12 protein-coding genes and 6 tRNA genes are annotated in these 16,110 nt (G+C 67.1%); 11 read left to right on the top strand and 7 right to left on the bottom strand.

Annotated elements, in window-relative coordinates; translation table 11 throughout:
- Positions 1 to 218 precede the first annotated feature (218 nt).
- Complete coding sequence (locus ACFXIV_RS01515; protein WP_379395472.1) at positions 219 to 2,228, top strand: serine/threonine-protein kinase; 2,010 nt, start codon at positions 219 to 221, stop codon at positions 2,226 to 2,228.
- Here the strand turns inward: ACFXIV_RS01515 and ACFXIV_RS01510 are convergent.
- Positions 2,209 to 2,511 carry an iron-containing redox enzyme family protein gene (locus ACFXIV_RS01510; protein ID WP_379421213.1) on the bottom strand — a complete coding sequence of 101 codons (303 nt, stop codon included), beginning with the start codon at positions 2,509 to 2,511 and terminating at the stop codon, positions 2,209 to 2,211. The two genes, ACFXIV_RS01515 and ACFXIV_RS01510, sit on opposite strands and share 20 nt — an antisense overlap.
- 31 nt (positions 2,512 to 2,542) lie before the next feature.
- Positions 2,543 to 2,617 (bottom strand) — tRNA-Val (locus tag ACFXIV_RS01505).
- A 372-nt stretch (positions 2,618 to 2,989) separates the two neighbouring features.
- On the opposite strand from ACFXIV_RS01505, the gene ACFXIV_RS01500 reads away from it, so the two are divergent.
- From ACFXIV_RS01500 to ACFXIV_RS01485, 4 genes are all read left to right on the top strand, one after another.
- A tRNA-Gly gene (locus ACFXIV_RS01500) sits at positions 2,990 to 3,062 on the top strand.
- A gap of 23 nt (positions 3,063 to 3,085) precedes the next feature.
- Positions 3,086 to 3,156 (top strand) — tRNA-Cys (locus tag ACFXIV_RS01495).
- 26 nt (positions 3,157 to 3,182) lie between these two features.
- Positions 3,183 to 3,257, top strand: a tRNA-Val gene (locus tag ACFXIV_RS01490).
- Between the two features lie 203 nt (positions 3,258 to 3,460).
- Positions 3,461 to 5,758 carry an FdhF/YdeP family oxidoreductase gene (locus ACFXIV_RS01485; RefSeq protein ID WP_379395474.1) on the top strand — a complete coding sequence of 766 codons (2,298 nt, stop codon included), beginning with the start codon at positions 3,461 to 3,463 and terminating at the stop codon, positions 5,756 to 5,758.
- A gap of 36 nt (positions 5,759 to 5,794) precedes the next feature.
- Here ACFXIV_RS01485 and ACFXIV_RS01480 read toward each other — a convergent pair whose 3' ends face one another.
- Positions 5,795 to 6,862: an FUSC family protein gene (locus ACFXIV_RS01480; RefSeq protein ID WP_379395476.1), complete on the bottom strand. Its 1,068-nt coding sequence runs from the start codon at positions 6,860 to 6,862 to the stop codon at positions 5,795 to 5,797.
- Between the two features lie 358 nt (positions 6,863 to 7,220).
- Entirely contained in the window at positions 7,221 to 8,168 is a 948-nt protein-coding gene (locus tag ACFXIV_RS01475) for a LysR family transcriptional regulator (RefSeq protein WP_379395478.1), read from the bottom strand.
- Positions 8,169 to 8,514: 346 nt separating this feature from the next.
- Here ACFXIV_RS01475 and ACFXIV_RS01470 point away from each other — a divergent pair, with 346 nt between their 5' ends.
- A complete protein-coding gene (locus ACFXIV_RS01470; RefSeq protein ID WP_379395480.1) occupies positions 8,515 to 9,561 on the top strand; it encodes a fused (3R)-hydroxyacyl-ACP dehydratase subunits HadA/HadB in 1,047 nt (348 codons plus the stop codon).
- A 112-nt stretch (positions 9,562 to 9,673) separates the two neighbouring features.
- Here the strand turns inward: ACFXIV_RS01470 and ACFXIV_RS01465 are convergent, their stop codons facing one another.
- Positions 9,674 to 11,419 (bottom strand): amidohydrolase family protein, encoded by a 1,746-nt coding sequence (locus ACFXIV_RS01465; RefSeq protein ID WP_379395482.1) that lies wholly within the window; start codon positions 11,417 to 11,419, stop codon positions 9,674 to 9,676.
- Between the two features lie 127 nt (positions 11,420 to 11,546).
- Between ACFXIV_RS01465 and ACFXIV_RS01460 the strand changes: the two genes are divergently transcribed.
- Complete coding sequence (locus ACFXIV_RS01460) at positions 11,547 to 12,230, top strand: CPBP family intramembrane glutamic endopeptidase (RefSeq protein WP_379395484.1); 684 nt, start codon at positions 11,547 to 11,549, stop codon at positions 12,228 to 12,230.
- Here the strand turns inward: ACFXIV_RS01460 and ACFXIV_RS01455 are convergent.
- The gene (locus ACFXIV_RS01455) at positions 12,203 to 12,739 is read right to left on the bottom strand and encodes a DUF1772 domain-containing protein (protein WP_379395486.1); all 537 of its coding nucleotides are present in this window, start codon (positions 12,737 to 12,739) and stop codon (positions 12,203 to 12,205) included. The genes ACFXIV_RS01460 and ACFXIV_RS01455 overlap by 28 nt on opposite strands.
- Before the next feature lie 119 nt (positions 12,740 to 12,858).
- Here ACFXIV_RS01455 and ACFXIV_RS01450 point away from each other — a divergent pair, with 119 nt between their 5' ends.
- From ACFXIV_RS01450 to ACFXIV_RS01435, 4 genes are all read left to right on the top strand, one after another.
- Positions 12,859 to 13,308 carry a MarR family winged helix-turn-helix transcriptional regulator gene (locus ACFXIV_RS01450; protein WP_379395488.1) on the top strand — a complete coding sequence of 150 codons (450 nt, stop codon included), beginning with the start codon at positions 12,859 to 12,861 and terminating at the stop codon, positions 13,306 to 13,308.
- A gap of 91 nt (positions 13,309 to 13,399) precedes the next feature.
- Positions 13,400 to 14,272, top strand: a complete 873-nt coding sequence (locus ACFXIV_RS01445) for a DMT family transporter (protein ID WP_379395490.1) — start codon at positions 13,400 to 13,402, stop codon at positions 14,270 to 14,272.
- Positions 14,273 to 14,386: 114 nt separating this feature from the next.
- Positions 14,387 to 14,462 (top strand) — tRNA-Gly (locus ACFXIV_RS01440).
- A 15-nt stretch (positions 14,463 to 14,477) separates the two neighbouring features.
- Positions 14,478 to 14,552: transfer RNA gene (locus ACFXIV_RS01435), tRNA-Val, on the top strand.
- Between the two features lie 287 nt (positions 14,553 to 14,839).
- Here ACFXIV_RS01435 and ACFXIV_RS01430 read toward each other — a convergent pair.
- Positions 14,840 to 16,093, bottom strand: a complete 1,254-nt coding sequence (locus ACFXIV_RS01430) for a PucR family transcriptional regulator (RefSeq protein WP_379395492.1) — start codon at positions 16,091 to 16,093, stop codon at positions 14,840 to 14,842.
- Positions 16,094 to 16,110 lie beyond the last annotated feature (17 nt).

Here is a 16,110-nt window from a genome sequence, read left to right as displayed (position 1 = left end):
CAGGTTGTCCGCAGCGTCGCCGGGTGCAGTGAATCGTGACATCCTTGATTGCGAGGCTTCGTGTCGGTGCCCCTCGTCGGCGGGAATTCCGGAAGTCGGTGCGGTGATGCGATATCCGATCGGACGATCCTGGGAGCCGGGCACATGCCCGATCGCGCCCGGCACGGTGCCGCAGCAACCGACCTGCGCAGGTCACCTGCAATACATACGGGGCGGGCGTGAATAGCCCACGGCTACCGCTGACGCCCGGGTCGACGTTCGGGAAGTATCGGCTGCGGCGGTTGATCGGTTCCGGCGGAATGGGCAGAGTGTTCGAGGCGCTCGATACCACCAAGGGCCGGGTAGTTGCCTTGAAAGTGCTGCCCGAACAACTGGCCGACGACCCGGTCTATCGGGCCCGGTTCCGGCGCGAATCCCACATCGCCGCAGTGCTGCAGGAGCCTCACGTCATCCCTATCCATGACTACGGCGAGATCGACGGGCTGCTCTACATTGACATGCGGCTGGTGCGCGGCGAAAGCCTGGGCACCGTGCTGAGAACCGCCGGCCCCCTGCCACCCGAGCAAGCGATCGCGGTGATCGGCCAGATCGCCGCCGCGCTCGACGCCGCACACCACGAAGGCCTGATCCACCGCGACGTCAAGCCCGACAACATCCTGCTCACCCACGACGGGTTCGCCTATCTGGTCGACTTCGGCCTGGCCAACACGAACACCGACGAACGCCTGACCAAGACCGGTTCGGCGATCGGGTCGTTCAACTACATGGCACCCGAGCGTTTCCAATCCGGCCCGACCACGGCGGCTGTCGACGTGTATGCCCTGGCGTGCGTATTGCACGAATGCCTGACCGGCACCCGCCCCTACCCGAACGACGGCAGCGACGCCGCTGTCATGCACGCACACATATTCGAACCTCCACCCCGACCGAGCACCCGCGCACCGGGAGTACCGGTCGCGATCGACGCTGTCGTTGCTCGCGGCATGGCGAAGCCAGCCGATCAGCGCTATACCGGCGCCGGCGAACTTGCCGCCGCCGCCCGCGCCGCACTGGCATCCTCGCCCAGCGACGCCGAAGACGGCAGTCCCACCGTCACAGTCGACGGCGAGCCCACCATGACGCGTCGCACACCGGTGGCGACCTCCACACCCGAGGCCGGGGCCGTGCCGGCGGGCAGGCGCCGACCACGCCACCTCTGGATCGCCGCTGCCGCGGTCGCGGTCGTGGCCGCCGCGGCCGTCGGCGCCTGGCCGCTGCTCCACAAGTCCGCACCACCGAGGACAGGGCCGGCGAAAGCCGAATTCACCGATGACGATGTCACCCTGCTGAAAATCCTGCCCCCGCCGTACAGCCGCAGCACCTGTCATCACCAGAACCCGGGGACCTACGGGGACAAAGCCCATCTCACATGCGACGGGATTGCCGAAATCCGTTCGGCCAACGGCGATTTCCATCTGTTTCCCAATGCCGATGCACTACACCTGACCTACCGCCGCGTCAGCCGCGATCTCCACGCCAGCAGCTGTCCGGGTGATCCACCCGGCCCCGACGGCCCCGCGACAAAGGCCGGCAGGGAGGTCGGGCGGATGGCCTGCTTCACGAGTGCGACGACGACACCACCGACACCGGCGCTGATCCAAACAGACGAGGCGGCCTTCGTCATAGCGGTTTTCTTCTTCGACGAGTCGGCCGGCGGCAGCGCCGCATTGGCCTATCAGGTGCGCGACAAGGGAGACGGGAATTCGCTTTTCAAGACCACTCCGGCGGACCCTGACTTCTACACTCCGGCCGACCACGTGCTGCTCGCCAAACTCCCCGCCGCCTACAACCCACGGTACTGCCGACACGTCGAACCCCCCTCCAACAATGTGACCGCCGCCGCTTTCTGCTTCGGCAACGAGTCCGGTGTACCGTTTGCAGCTTTCTCGCAGTCACCCGACCATGCGGCCGCGAGCCGGGTTTTCGATTTCTTCAGGATCCTGCTCGACGGCCACGCGTGCGACGATGCGACGGTTCCCGACCAATCGTGGATTCGAAAGGGCACGACGGTCGGCCGGTTCACCTGCGCCACCGATCGATCGACCGGGCAGCCCTTTCCCTCGCTCCTCGCTGTGGATCAGAGCGCCGATATCGTCATCGGCTTCCTATCCGACCCGCCCGATTCCCCCTACAACCGTCCCAAGTCCGAACAGGAATTGGTCGACTGGTTCAAAAGGAACTTTCAGTAGACGCCGTTGTCCGAGGCCGCGGCATGACGGCTCCCGATCCCGGCCCGCCTCGCCGCGATGCACCAGCGCCCCAATCACGCGGCATTCTGAGCGGCTGCGGCCCTCGCCCTGCACAGTGGTGGCGAAACCGGTCCTCGAGCAGATTCGTGGCGCGGATACCGAAAACTATCGATGCACGCGTGTCCGGTTCGCGTGCCAGCAGATCCCCGATCACCTCACGTCGCATGAGCTGCTCGTGCACCGCATCGGCCTCGACATGCTGAAAGGGGCTTACTCGAACCAGCGAGCGGACGCCGGTTGGAATAAGCCCCTTATGGTGGTTCTAGCTGGGATCGAACCAGCGACCCCTCGCGTGTGAGGCGAGTGCTCTCCCGCTGAGCTATAGAACCGCGGGTTGTCGCCGAGGCGACTGTTCGGACCGGCGTTTGCGGTGCCGCTCGAACGAGAATGAAGATTACACACCCGGTTGCTGTCACACCAAATCGCGTGCACAACAGCGTAAAACTGAGGTTTCTGAGGGTGGTGTGGTGGGTGAGGCTTCACCGGCGCGTTGCCGAGGCGACACGGACCCGTCGCCTGGGCACGGTGGGATGGACCGCGATTCACGCCCACCCGGTTCTCCCCGCCTCGGACGACCGGCGGAACTACATGCCTGTAGTTCAGATTTACCCCCTCCTACCAGGCGATTTGTTACCTGCGCAGATCGTCGGCTAATGTTCTCTCTCGTCAGCGGGACAGCCGAAAGGCGCCCGGGACGAAATGCGGATGTAGCGCAGCTGGTAGCGCATCACCTTGCCAAGGTGAGGGTCGCGGGTTCGAATCCCGTCATCCGCTCGAGAGGCCAACACGGCCTGCTTGGCGGTGTGGCCGAGTGGTGAGGCAACGGCCTGCAAAGCCGTGCACACGGGTTCGATTCCCGTCGCCGCCTCTTCTTTTATGAAGAGCAGAAGACCCGCGCGATTAGCTCAGCGGGAGAGCGCTTCCCTGACACGGAAGAGGTCACTGGTTCAATCCCAGTATCGCGCACCATGTTTCATACAGATCAGGCCCGGCTCACGCCGGGCCTTTCTGCTGTCTCGAGCAAAATCGGTGGGGCGCCCGCGCGCGGTGATCGGCGAGATCTATCGTTTGTCTGTTGATGCGTCTTGGACGTCATCGGCGAGCAGTGGCGAGGATGAGGACAGTTTCGGGCCCGGCCCGGTCGGATCATCGGATCGTCGAAGGGATACGTGATGGCCACGGTTTCACCCGAGAGCGTCGGCGAGAGCGACGAGCACGAACCCGTTTTCCACCCCTACCATCACCCCGCGGCCGGCTGGGGTGCGGCCAAGAGCGTGACCGGTCTCCTGGCCCGCGAGGGCGAGCCCATCATCGGGCCGCGCGCGATCCTGAAGATGAACCACGAGAACGGCGGCTTCGACTGTCCCGGGTGCGCATGGCCCGACGACATGAAGGGCCTGCATCTCGACATCTGCGAGAACGGCATCAAGCACGTCACCTGGGAGATGACCCACAAGCGTGTCGGGCGGGAATTCTTTGCCGCCCATACCGTCACGGAACTGTCGGGGTGGAGCGAGTTCGACCTGGAGAATCAGGGCCGCCTGACGGAACCGATGAGCTACGACCCCGATACCGACCGCTACGTCCCTATCTCCTGGGCAGACGCGTTCGAGATGGCCGGGCGCGCGCTGCGGGAGCTGGACGACCCGAATCGGGCGGCGTTCTACACCTCCGGCCGGCTCGGCAACGAGGCCACGTTCCTGTATCAGCTGCTCGCGCGGGAGCTCGGCACCAACAATCTGCCGGACTGCTCGAACATGTGCCACGAAGCCAGTGGCCGCGCATTGCAGGCCTCGCTCGGAACCGGCAAGGGCACAGTCGATCTGAAGGATTGGGAAGCGGCGGACGCGCTGTTCATCCTGGGGGTCAACGCGGCCTCGAACGCGCCGCGCATGCTGACGGCGCTGGTCGAGGCCCACAAGCGGGGCGCGCGGATCGTGCACATCAACCCGCTGGTCGAGGCCGCGGCGCGCAAGGCGATCATCCCGCACGAATTCCTCGCGATGGCCACCTTCCGGGCGACGCCGACCAGCAACCTGAACCTGCAGCCTCGCATCGGCGGCGACATGGCCCTGCTCCGGGGAATGGCCAAAGCCGTTCTGGAGCAATCGAAGTCGGATCCGAAGGCGCTGGACCACGAATTCATCGACCGCTACACCAGCGGGTTCGACGCCTATCGCGCGGTCTGCGAGGCCACCTCGTGGGCCGAGATCGAACAGCTGTCCGGAGTCAGCGAAGCGCGAATCCGCGCGGCGGTGGACATCTATCGTGCCGCCGACCGCACCATCGTCAGCTGGTGTCTGGGAGTCACGCAGCACGAGCACGGCGTCGACACGGTGCGCGAGATCGTGAACCTGCTGCTGCTCCGCGGCAATCTGGGCCGCGAGGGTGCGGGTCCGTCACCGGTGCGCGGGCACAGCAATGTGCAGGGCAATCGCACCTGCGGCATCGACCATCGGCCCACCGAGGCGTTCCTGCACCGGCTCGGCCAGGTGTGCGGCATCGAGCCGCCGCGTGCACACGGCCTGGACACGGTCGCCACCATCGAGGCGATGACGGCCGGGCGGGTGAAGGTGTTCATCGGGATGGGCGGGAACTTCGCGCTCGCCGCGCCGGACACCGCCTACACCTTCGAGGCATTGCGCAACTGCGAGTTGACGGTTCACGTCAGCACCAAACTCAATCGCAGCCATCTGGTGCACGGACGCCGTGCGCTCATCCTCCCCTGCCTGGGCCGCACCGAGAAGGACATGCAGCGCAACGGGATCCAGTCCAGCTCGGTGGAGGACTCGATGAGCATGGTGCATCTGTCGACCGGCATGAAGAAGCCCGCGTCCCCGCATCTGCTCTCCGAGCCGGCGATCATCGCCGGGATCGCGCGGGCCGCGCTGCCCGACAGCCGCACCCCCTGGCAGGACTACGTCGGCGACTACGACCGCATCCGCGACACCATGGCCGCCGTCCTGGACGGATTCGAGGACTTCAACCGCCGGGTGCGGTTGCCGCTCGGCTTCCGGATCCGCCAGCCCGCACGCGAACTCGTCTTCCGCACGCCATCGGGGCGCGCGGAGTTCTCCGCGGCCCCGCTGCCGCAACTGGCACAGAACGCGGACGTGCTGACGCTGGCGACCATGCGCTCGCACGACCAGTGGAACACCACCATCTATTCGGACAACGATCGCTACCGGGGCATCAAGAATCTGCGCACCCTGATCTTCATGAACACCGACGATATGCGCGAGCGTGGGCTCGGCGAGTTCGACGAGGTCGACATCACCAGCATCGCCCGAGACGGCAGCACGCGGAAGCTGAGCGGCTACAAGGTCATTCCCTATGACATTCCGCGGGGTTGCGCGGCCGGGTACATGCCGGAGATGAATGTGCTGTGCGCGATCGGCGACTACAGCACCCAGAGCGACCAGCCGATCATGAAGAACGTCAATGTACGGGTCGAGGCCTCGGGTCGCTGACCGGGCGTCGTGAATACAGAGCTTTCGACACTCGGCTCACGGGCGAGGTGTGGGCCCCGGCGCGACGCCGCTCCAATCCTCGGCCGGGAGCTCGGGCTGCGACGGCCCGGCAGTCGTCCGCGGCCGGGTGGCGATGGCTACGCAGATACCGACGCCGACCCCGAGGATGGTGTCCGTTCCCCGGTCGAGCAGTAGCCGAACCGGGTCGGCGGGCGCGGCGAGGTCGGTCATCACCATGATCAGCGGGGTGAAGAAGCCCAGTGCGAGAGCGTAATTGCGGGCCATGAACAGTTCGGTGGGAAACAGCAGCAGCAAGACCAGCACGCCGAGCAGAGCCGCGGGCAGATGCGGCAACAGCAGGACCGCGGTGGCAGCCAGGCCGACGAAAGTCCCGAGTACGCGGTGCATTCCGCGCAGGACGCGGCCGCGCGCATTCCCGGCCGCCAGGGGTACCGCAGCGGCGGCCATCGCCCAATTGGCATGGGCCACACCCCACCCCACCCCGACCGCACCGGCGAGAGCGACCGCGAGGACATAGCGGCCGGCGTGGCGCGCCGACTCCCCCAGCTCGAATGCCCGGGCTTCTGCGGTCGGCGCGACGGTGTCGGCGTGGAGCGTCCCGAGCAGGACGCAGAGCACCGCGGTGGCGGCGAACAGCGACAGTCCCGGCAATGGTGCGGCCGCACACGCGGGAACCGACGCCAGCGCGCCGAGCGCGAACAATCCGAAGAAGGGCCCGCCGGGCCGCAGTCCGGCGCGGTCGGCGAACAATGAACCGGCAGCGGCGAATCCGGTCTCGACGGCGACCAGGAGCACCGGACGGGCATGGATCGCCGCCAGCAGGACGCCGATCGCCGCGCCCGCACCGATCAGTGCGGCTGCGAGCAGCTGGTGCCGTAGCCGTGACCGGCGGGTGCGGCCACGCCCGTACATGCCGACGAAGGAGCCGAATACCGCGAACACCAGCAGATCCGTCCGGCCCGTCAGCACCAGCACGGTGCCCGGGATCGCCAGCCCGGACGCGACGCGCACCGCATGGTGGTGGTCGTCGCCGCGGGGACCGACCACCAGCAGTTCGCGTGTCAGTCCGCGTATCAGGTGCACAGCCGGTCTCCGATCGTCGTACGAGCAGCTCCGCATCGCCCGCCGGTGACAATGGCGCCACCGGGCATAGCAATACGGCACGCCCACCGACGGTGTGAGCCGGAGTTCGCGCGAGGTGGTGACGGACGAGCGGACCGACGCTCACGATCCGACAACGGAGGGGACACCGATCCGCGGGTATTCGTCCGCCAACCCATTGTCGTCGATCATGAATGCCCAGTTCAAACGGCAATTCTTATCCCCCGATAAACAACGCCGATCAACGCCGGTCGACCCGGCCCGGCGACCACCGCATCTCGGCACGGCGGTGCACAGCCCGGCAATCAGCGCACTTCGTGACCACCGCACTCCCCGAAGGTCAACTCGCTTCAGGACCACGCTGGGTGGGTGGGCGGTCTGTGGGCTCGTGCTCGACGATATCGGGGCGCGCGGCGCGGGCGGTTTCGATCAGGGCCCGGGCCAGCGTAGAGACCGGTTCGTCGGACTGGATGACCAGCGCGATCATCGAGCCGACTGCAGGGTCTCGCAGGGGCACGACTCGGGCTCCGGCGGGTGGCGGCGTGGTGCGCAGCCACGTCGAGGGGATGACCGTGGCCCAGCGACCGGTGGCGACATGCGCGAAAAGGGTTGCGACCGAGTCGGTTTCGAGGCGCGGGTGCGCGACCAGATTCCGGGCGGCAAGGGCGGAGTCGACCAGCTGGCGGCCTCGCATTCCGGGATTCAGCAGGCACAGCGGCAATTCCACGATGTCGATCCAGTCGAGCGGGCTCGTCCGCTCGGCGACCAGGTCGGCGCCGACGAGCAGCACCTGCTCTTCGCGGTACAGGGCCGTGACGGTCAGTCCGGAGGTGTCCTGCCCGTCGGGGTAGATGACGCCCGCGTCGAGTTCGAACCGGCGCAACCGATCGACGATGTCCGCGGAGGCCAGGCTGGTCTCCACGTGGACCCGCACCAGCGGATGCGCGGCGCAGAACGGGTCGGTGAGCAGCGCGATGGTCGCGGCGGAGGCGGGGATGACACCCAGCCGCAGCTCGCCGGACAGACCGGTCCGGAGCGCGGTGACCTCCTGTTTGAGCGCGTCGTGGTCGGCCAGGATGCGGCGCGCCCACAGCACCAGCCGCTCCCCCTCGGGAGTCAGCCCCTCGAAGGTGCGGCCGCGCTTCACGAGCGGCACCTTCAATTCGTTCTCCAGTTTGCGTATCGCCTCCGACAACGCCGGTTGCGACACGTAGCAGGCGGCCGCGGCCCGCGCGAAATGACGCTCCCGCGCGAGCGCGACGAAATACTCGAGCTGGCGGAACAGCATGGCCCTATTCGATCACGCCGATCCTGTGGTGCCTGCGGCCGATTCGCTTCATGGGCCGCTGCCGTGCGGATTCCGGTCGTGGTGATCGGTCGGAGGCCCGCTTCCCTCGCTGAGCATCGACTCGGGATCCCCACCGTCACCGAGCTGTCTATTCACTCGGGGGTCTTTGTCCGCTTCGGGGTCGCTGCGACAGAAATGGGCTCGAGTTGGTTACTCTGCCTTGTCACGCCGTTACAGGTTTCGCTCGACCCACGTTCGATCGACCCGGGGTTCGCTGGACCACACGGCTGTTGCCCTACATCGATGACTCGAGATGTTCGCTTCGGTTGGTGGAGGAGGTGGGGTAATGGACGCCGGGGTCGGCGTGGATACCCGAGACGGGTTCGATGCGGTCGAACACGCGCGGGAGATGGCGGGGCGGCGCTTCCGGCTGGACGGGTATTACGAGGTCGGGCGCGAGAAGGTGCTGGAGTTCGCGGCAGCGGTTCAGGACGAGCATGCGGCGCATTGGGATGACGAGGTCGCAGCCGCGCTGGGGTATTCGGCCTTGCCGGCTTCGCCGACATTCGTGGCGCTGCTGGGCGGCCCGGTGCTGCACGGGGTGAGCGAGCTGCTGATGGGTTATGACCTGCGGGCTTCGGTGCACACGGATCAGGTGCTGGAATTCCATCGGCCGGTTGTGGTCGGGGATCGATTGACCAGCAATGTGGTGCTGCAGTCGTTCCGGCAGGCGTTCGGCGGAGACATGCTGGTGTTCGAGAATGTCGTCACCGATCAGCGGGGCGAGGCGGTGGTCACGGGGACGACCAGCATGATCTCGCGGTCGGAACGATCGGCACAGACCGCGGAGGTGGCACAGCGGATCGAGGCGCTGGTGCACCGCGGCCTGGACACGTTCGTGCGGCATTCGCCCGAACGGGTCGAGCTCGTCGATTGGATCGCCACGCCGGCCACGTACCGGAGTACCCACTCGCGGGCGGTCGGCTCGCTCCGCGAATGCGATGAGTTGCCCAGTCGCACAGTCTTTCTCACCATCGGCGATCTGGTCCGCTACGCGGGGGTGGCGGGCGATGCGAATCCCATCCATTGGCACCCCGACGCCGCCCGCATGGTGGGTCTGGAGCGCGGCGTGGTCGCGCACGGCATGCTCACCATGGCCTATGCCGGCGCCTTCGTCACGTCCTGGCTGGGTGATCCGGGCGCGCTGAAGCAGCTGAGTGTGCGCATGAGCAATCCGGTCTACGTGGGCAGCGAGGGGCCGACCGCGATCGAATTCACCGGCAAGGTCAAGTCGATCGATCCGGTGGCCGGCACCGCCGCGGTCGCGATCTCCGCAATGCACGAGGGCCGCAAGGTATTCGGCCGCGCCACCGCCGTGGTCCAGCTGAGCTGACCGGCGACGATCACCGGCATCATGGCCGATATCACCTACTTGCTGCAGTCCTGGGCTCGATGTAGGGCGTTCACCCGTCGCCGAAGGTGAACGCGGCGGTCACGTCCGGCAATCAGTGTGAACGCTGGGAACGGATGAGGGCTCCTGGCCGGGCGCCGGTGTCCTCGCCGTCGCGGAGCACGACCTCGCCGGAGACGATGGTCGCGCGGTAGCCTTCGGCGCGCTGTAGCAATCGGCGAGCACCACCGGGCAGGTCGTAGGCCATGGCGGGCGGCAGCAGGCGCAGCGCCTCGAAGTCGATCACATTGAGGTCGGCCTTCTTACCGACGGCGATGACGCCGCGGTCGTCCAGGCCGTACATCTGGGCGGTGTCGTAGGTCATCTTCCGGATCGCCAGGGGCAGCGGAATGCGTTCGCCCCGCGCACGATCGCGCGCCCAGTGGGTGAGCAGGTAGGTGGTGTTGGAGGCGTCGCAGATCGCGCCGACGTGCGCGCCGCCGTCGCCGAGACCCACCGCGGTGGCCGGATGCAGGAGCATCTCACGGATCGGATCCTGCGTGAAGCGGGAGTAGTTGAGCAGCGGTCGGTAGAACAGTGCCCGGCCGTCGCGGGAGAGCAGCTGGTCGTAGATGTAGTGAAACGGTTCGACACCCGCGTGGGCGGCGTCGCCGGCCAGGCTGGTTTCCGGGTCCGGTTCGTAGTCGGGCGGGTCGCCGAGGGTGAATGTGCGGTCGAGTCCCATGCTGATGAAGGCCATCGGATTGTCGGGGAGATCGGCCTCGGTCAGGATCGTCTCGCGCAGCGCGGGATCGCGGAGTTCGGCGACGAGAGCGTCCAGGTTCTGGCCCGCGCGCTCGACCGCGGCCTGGTAGGAGGGCCGGAACGAGAACGGGTTGAAGGTCTGCAGGCCGATCAGCAGGCCCAGTGGCCGTGCGGAAACCTGTGGGCGCACCGGGATTCCGGAGTCGAAGGCGGCGGCGGCCGCGTCCAGCAGGCGTTTCCAGTCGTCGGGTGCGCCGTCGTGCTGCAGGAGACCGAAACTGACTGTGCGGCCGGTCTGTTCGGCGAGGCGCAGCATCCAGGCCAGTTCGCGATCCGGGGCGGCGAGATCTTCGCCCATGATGCCGGCGGGGGCGAGTTCGAAGACGCCCGCGCCCGCGTCGGCCAGCGCCTGGCCGATGCCGAACAGCTCCTCCTCGGCCGCGAACGTGCCGGGCACGGGTTCGCCGTCGATGGCGCGGTGCACGATCGTGCGGGAGGTCGAAAAGCCCAGTGCCCCGGCCTCGATGCCCTCGCGCACCAGTTTGGCCATCATGGCGATGTCCTCGGGCGAGGCCGGGTCGTTCTTCGCGCCCCGCTCCCCCATCACATACGCGCGCACCGCGCCGTGCGGCACCTGCGTGCCGACATCGATGGCCAGCGGCAGCCGGTCCAGCGCGTCGAGGAATTGCGGGAAAGACTGCCAGTCCCAGCGGATTCCGGTCGACAGCGCCGCGCCCGGAATGTCCTCGACGCCCTCCATCAGCCCGATCAGCCACTCCCGCTTCTCAGGGGTGACCGGGGCGAACCCGACTCCGCAGTTCCCCATCACCACGGTCGTCACGCCGTGCCAGCAGCTCGGCGTCAGCTGCGGGTCCCAGGTGATCTGCCCGTCGTAATGCGTGTGGATGTCCACGAAGCCCGGGGTGACCAGCAGCCCTGTCGCGTCGATCCGGTTCTGCGCCACCGCGTTCGCGAGCGCCCCGGGCGCGGCGATCACCGCTATCCGTCCGTTCTCCACCGCGAGGTCGGCCGGATACGGTTCCGCTCCGGTCCCGTCGACGATCGTGCCGTTGCCGATGATGAGTGAGTAGCTCACGAGAAGTCCTAGCAATCCAGATTCGCTAACACTGCACAGACTAACTAGACATGTCGTCAGCGAAGTAGGAATCGGGAGAATCGGTTCTGATCAGCGCGTTCACGCGCGGGAAATTATGGTGGAGCGCATGAGAATTCGGCGGTGGCGGCCGGTTTATCTGGCTGCCGAGTACGCGGCGTTGTTCTTCGGCGGGACGACCCTCTACAACGCGGTACTGCGGGGGAAGCCGCCGATTCCGGCGCTGCTGGTGCTGGGGACCGGGGTGACGGTTTATCTGCGGCGGTCGAAGGGATTCGATCGAGGGTCGCTGTGGCGGGCGGAGGCGTTTCCGGAGCAGGCGCGGTCGATGGCGGTGACCGCCGGGGCGAACGCGGTGGCATTGACCGCCGTGACCGCGGCACTGCGGCGGGAGGATCTGTTCGATCTGCCGCGGCGGAATCCGCTCATCTGGCTGGCGGTGATGGTGCTGTATCCCGCCCTGAGCGTGTATCCGCAAGAGTTGATCTTCCGGTCGTTCCTGTTCCACCGCTACCAGCCGGTGTTCGGTGACGGGCGGGCGATGGTGGCGGCCAGTGCCGCGGCATTCGGCTACGTGCACATCGTGTTCGGAAGCTGGTTCTCGGTGGCGGCGAGCAGCGTCGGCGGGTGGTTGTTCGCCGCGCGGTACATGCGGACGCAGTCGCTGTTCACCGCCTCGGTCGAGCACGCGCTGTACGGGATGCTGGTGTTCTCCGTCGGACTGGGACGGTACTTCTATCACGGCGCCGCCCCGGCCGCCCGAATTCAGTTGGGGGCCACCAGAACCGCCTGACGCGATGGTGCGGGCTGGGCGAAGACCGCCACGGTGACGATGAGCACGAAGGCCAGCAGTGCCGTCGTGGTGCGGGCGATGTGGAACAGCTCCCAGCGGTGCAGCAGCTGGGCGTAGTCGGCGGGGACCGGGCCGACCGCCCACTGCTTGATCTTGCCATTGATGGGGACGTTGCCGAATCGCGTGATGACGAAGCTCGTCACCTCGAGGCCGAACGAGGTGGCGGCCAAACGGCGCACGAGGCCGCCGCTGTAGACGGCCAGCAGCAGTGAGGTCAGCGCGGCCAGCGCCATGGCCGATTGCATGACGGGACCGTTGACCTTCATGAGGGCGGTGTGGAAGGTGAAGCGGACGTCCAGGGGGACGGTCTTGAATGCCTGGGCGACATTGATCAAGCCGTAACCGAATGCGCCGCACAGGTATCCGGTGATGAGCAGAGCGGCTGCGGTGAGCAGGCGGGTGCGCATGGGCGAGCCTTTCGAGAGGTCAGTGGTGCGCAGATAGTTCATATTTCTGAACAGTTCTGATTTTTGAACCCGTATCCTGACTCTGTCAAGACGGCGGTTCGACATCGATCGGAGGGTTCGTGCCTCGTTCACCGCGAGCGGCGGACACCGCAGGCGCACCGGTGAGCGCCGAGGAACAGCGGCGGCTCGAGGCGCTGGCGCCGCTCATCGCCACGCATTTCCGCCGCGCCCACGGCGATATGCCCTCGTCCCTGCGCACGTCCTTCGAGGCGGATGGGCTGGGCAATCGCCACGGCGCCGTCCTGGCCCAGGTGCTGGCCGCGGGCAGCATCAGCGTGAGCGAGCTGGCCCGTCGCCTCGGCATCAGCCTCACCAACGCGAGTCAGCTCGCGGGAGAACTGAATCGGGCCGGCTGGCTGCAGCGCCACAACGACCCGGACGACAATCGCCGCACCCTGCTGTCGCTCCCCGACGACCGCCGCGACGATGTGGCCACCTTCATCAACCGCCGCTCCGACGCCCTGCTGCGTGCCATGTCCCGGCTCGGCGCCGAGGAACGCCGGGGCTTCCTGGCCGGCCTGCAAGCCTGGGCCGAGGAAATCGACCGCTGACGGTGCTGCCCTACCGTCGACCGCCTCGCATTCCGCTGGTAGCGGGCCCCTGGTGACCGACCAGCATGGGATGGTCGGGCAGACTGGCCGGGTGGGAAACCTACCTGTGGCATCGATGGTCTGCGCGTTCATAGGTGCGATCTTGTTCGCGGTGTCGGCGGTGGCGCAGCAGCGCGCCGCAGCGGATGTGCCCGAAGGGGATGCGCTGGTCGCCAAGTTGATTCGGAATCCGCGGTGGCTGGCGGGTTTGATCGGGGACGCGGGCGGTTTCGCGTTCCAGGTGGCGGCGCTGGCGCTGGGCTCGGTGCTGGTGGTCCAGCCGATCCTGGTGACGGCGCTGGTGTTCGCGCTGCCGCTGGCCGCACACTACAGCGGTCGCCGGGTGACGGCGGTGATGTGGATGCAGGCGGCGGCGCTGTCGATCGCGCTGGCCTGCTTCCTGGTGGTCGGGGACCCGACCGAAGGAGTGGCCGACGCGCCCTGGCATCGATGGATGCTGCCGCTGGGGTTGACGCTGGGTGTGATCGTCGCGGGCATCGCGGTGGCAACCACGGTGCGGGTGCCGACCCTGCAAGCCTTGCTGCTGGGCACGGCCGCGGGTCTGCTGTTCGGCATCTCCGCCGCTCTCACCGATAATGTCACCGAGCTGTTCCGGGTCGGCATCGGCACCGCACTGACCAGTTGGGAGCTCTACGTCCTGGCCGCGTGCGGCATGCTCGGCCTGTACGTGCAACAGCGCGGCTATCAGGTCGGCCCACTGTCGGCCTCGCTGCCGGCCTTCACCGTGGCCGAACCGCTGGGCGCGGCCTTCCTCGGCATGACCGTCCTCGACGAGCGGCTACGCTCGGGCCCCGTCGGCACCGCCTTCGTCGCCGCGGCGGTCGTCGTCATGTGCGTTGCGGCGGTGCGCCTTTCCCGCGCCCAGGCCGCACCCGCCACCGAACCCCGGCCCGCCACCGACTGACCATCGCCGCCACGCCCGAAATCCCCCGTTTTCCTGGCGATTTGCATTAACCACCCACCCATAGGCTAATGTTCTGTCCCGCAAGCCGATCGGCCCACAAGGCCGGGTGAGCACGCGGATGTAGCGCAGCTGGTAGCGCATCACCTTGCCAAGGTGAGGGTCGCGGGTTCGAATCCCGTCATCCGCTCCACGGGGGATTTTGTCGGCGCGATTAGCTCAGCGGGAGAGCGCTTCCCTGACACGGAAGAGGTCACTGGTTCAATCCCAGTATCGCGCACCAGAGTTCGACCAGATCAGGCCCGGCTTTCGCCGGGCCTTTCTGCTGTCGTGAACTCAACGTGAACTGAGGTCCGTGAACTCGATCTGAACTGAGGTCCGGTTCTCAGGTTCGCCCTCGACCACGAACTCGCCGCCGCAGGTGCCGCAGTAGTCCGGCCTCGAAAGTAGTTCGGGATACCCGGATCTTGCGTCCGCGTGTGCACTCGGCGGACAGGCCGTTGTTGCTCGACTTGTGCCCACCCCGACTATCGACGGCCGCCGGCTTTTCGTGCCGAAGCCGGTCGGTCTTCACTCCGGGAGCACCCGTTCACCGAGGGTGGCCACTACCCGGAGAGCGACCTCCAAGGCCATCCTGTGTTCGTCGAGCGGCTGCGGCAGTAATTCCTCGACCTGCTGCATCCGGTAGAGCACTGTGTTCTTGTGCACGTTCAGTGATTCGGCGGCCTTGGCCATGCTGCCTTGTTCGAGGTAGACCAGGGCGGTGTCGCGCAGCCGTGCGGTGGCCGCGCCCCGCTCTGCGAGGCCGCCCAGTTCGCGGCGCACCAACCGCGACAGCGCGGCGATGTCGGCGGCCAGACAGCTGACGAGTTCGACATCGCGGTACAGGGTGACCGGCGCGGGCTCGGTCTCTGCGGCGATCCGGTAGGCCCGCAGGGCCTCCTGGTGGCTGACGCGGAATCCTTCCACTCCGGTCGCGGGGACCCCGGCGGCCAACTGAACGATTGGTTGACGCTGCTGAAATGCCTTCAGGTGAGCGATCTTCCGGAGGTCAGGCACTTCCGGTGTGGCCAGCCAGGCCCAGAGCATCCGGCCGCCGGCGGGCAGCATCAGCGGACGTGGAGCGCCGAGGGCGGTCGCGATGTCGACGGCCAGTGTCTCCAGCATCGCCGTGACGTCGTCCTCGGTGCGGTCCAGAGTCCAGATGATCAGGCCGGTCTGCTGGATGTAGAGGTTGTGCCCGAGTTGCCGTGTGCTGCGCTCGATATCGACCCTGTCCTCGTGCAGGATTGCCTCGACGAGCTCGCGCCTGCGGGTCAGCGCGCTGCTCGCTTGCCGCCGCGTCTCGTCCAGAAAGGCCATTTCAGCGCGCTCGGTAGCACCGGATATGGTGCGGCTCAAGTGATCCCACTGTAGATCCAGCACCACCGGCAACAACTCCGGATCGGTGATCTCACGGCAGGCGGAGGTCATGATCTCGGCCCAGCTGATGCGTTGCAGGGTCCGGTAGCAGCGTTGCAGCAGTGCGATGTCATAGCCACGCCGGGCCAGTCCGCGCCCCAGGGCTTTGGCGGCGTTGGGTAGATGGATATCGCCGGGGCGTTCGTGCGGGCCCTGGCTGAAGTACGCGCCGACGCCGTCGTGCACCGCGACCCGCAATTCCTGCCGAAGCGCGGCGTCGGATCCGATCTCGGGCACGTCGGCGGCGATGGCGTCGATCATCCGTCCGGACAGGGTGGTCAACTCCGGCTCGGCCACTTCACGGTTGGCGAAGGATTCGAACCAGGCTCTGGCCTCCGCAACCAGGTCACGGGGTTGACGCATATCGATTCTCCCGAGCG

Origin of the sequence: Nocardia sp. NPDC059236 (genome assembly GCF_042754085.1) — a bacterium.
Taxonomy (GTDB): Bacteria; Actinomycetota; Actinomycetes; order Mycobacteriales; family Mycobacteriaceae; genus Nocardia.
Note: the sequence above shows the minus strand (reverse complement) of the source record. Positions and strands in the feature narration are given on the sequence as shown.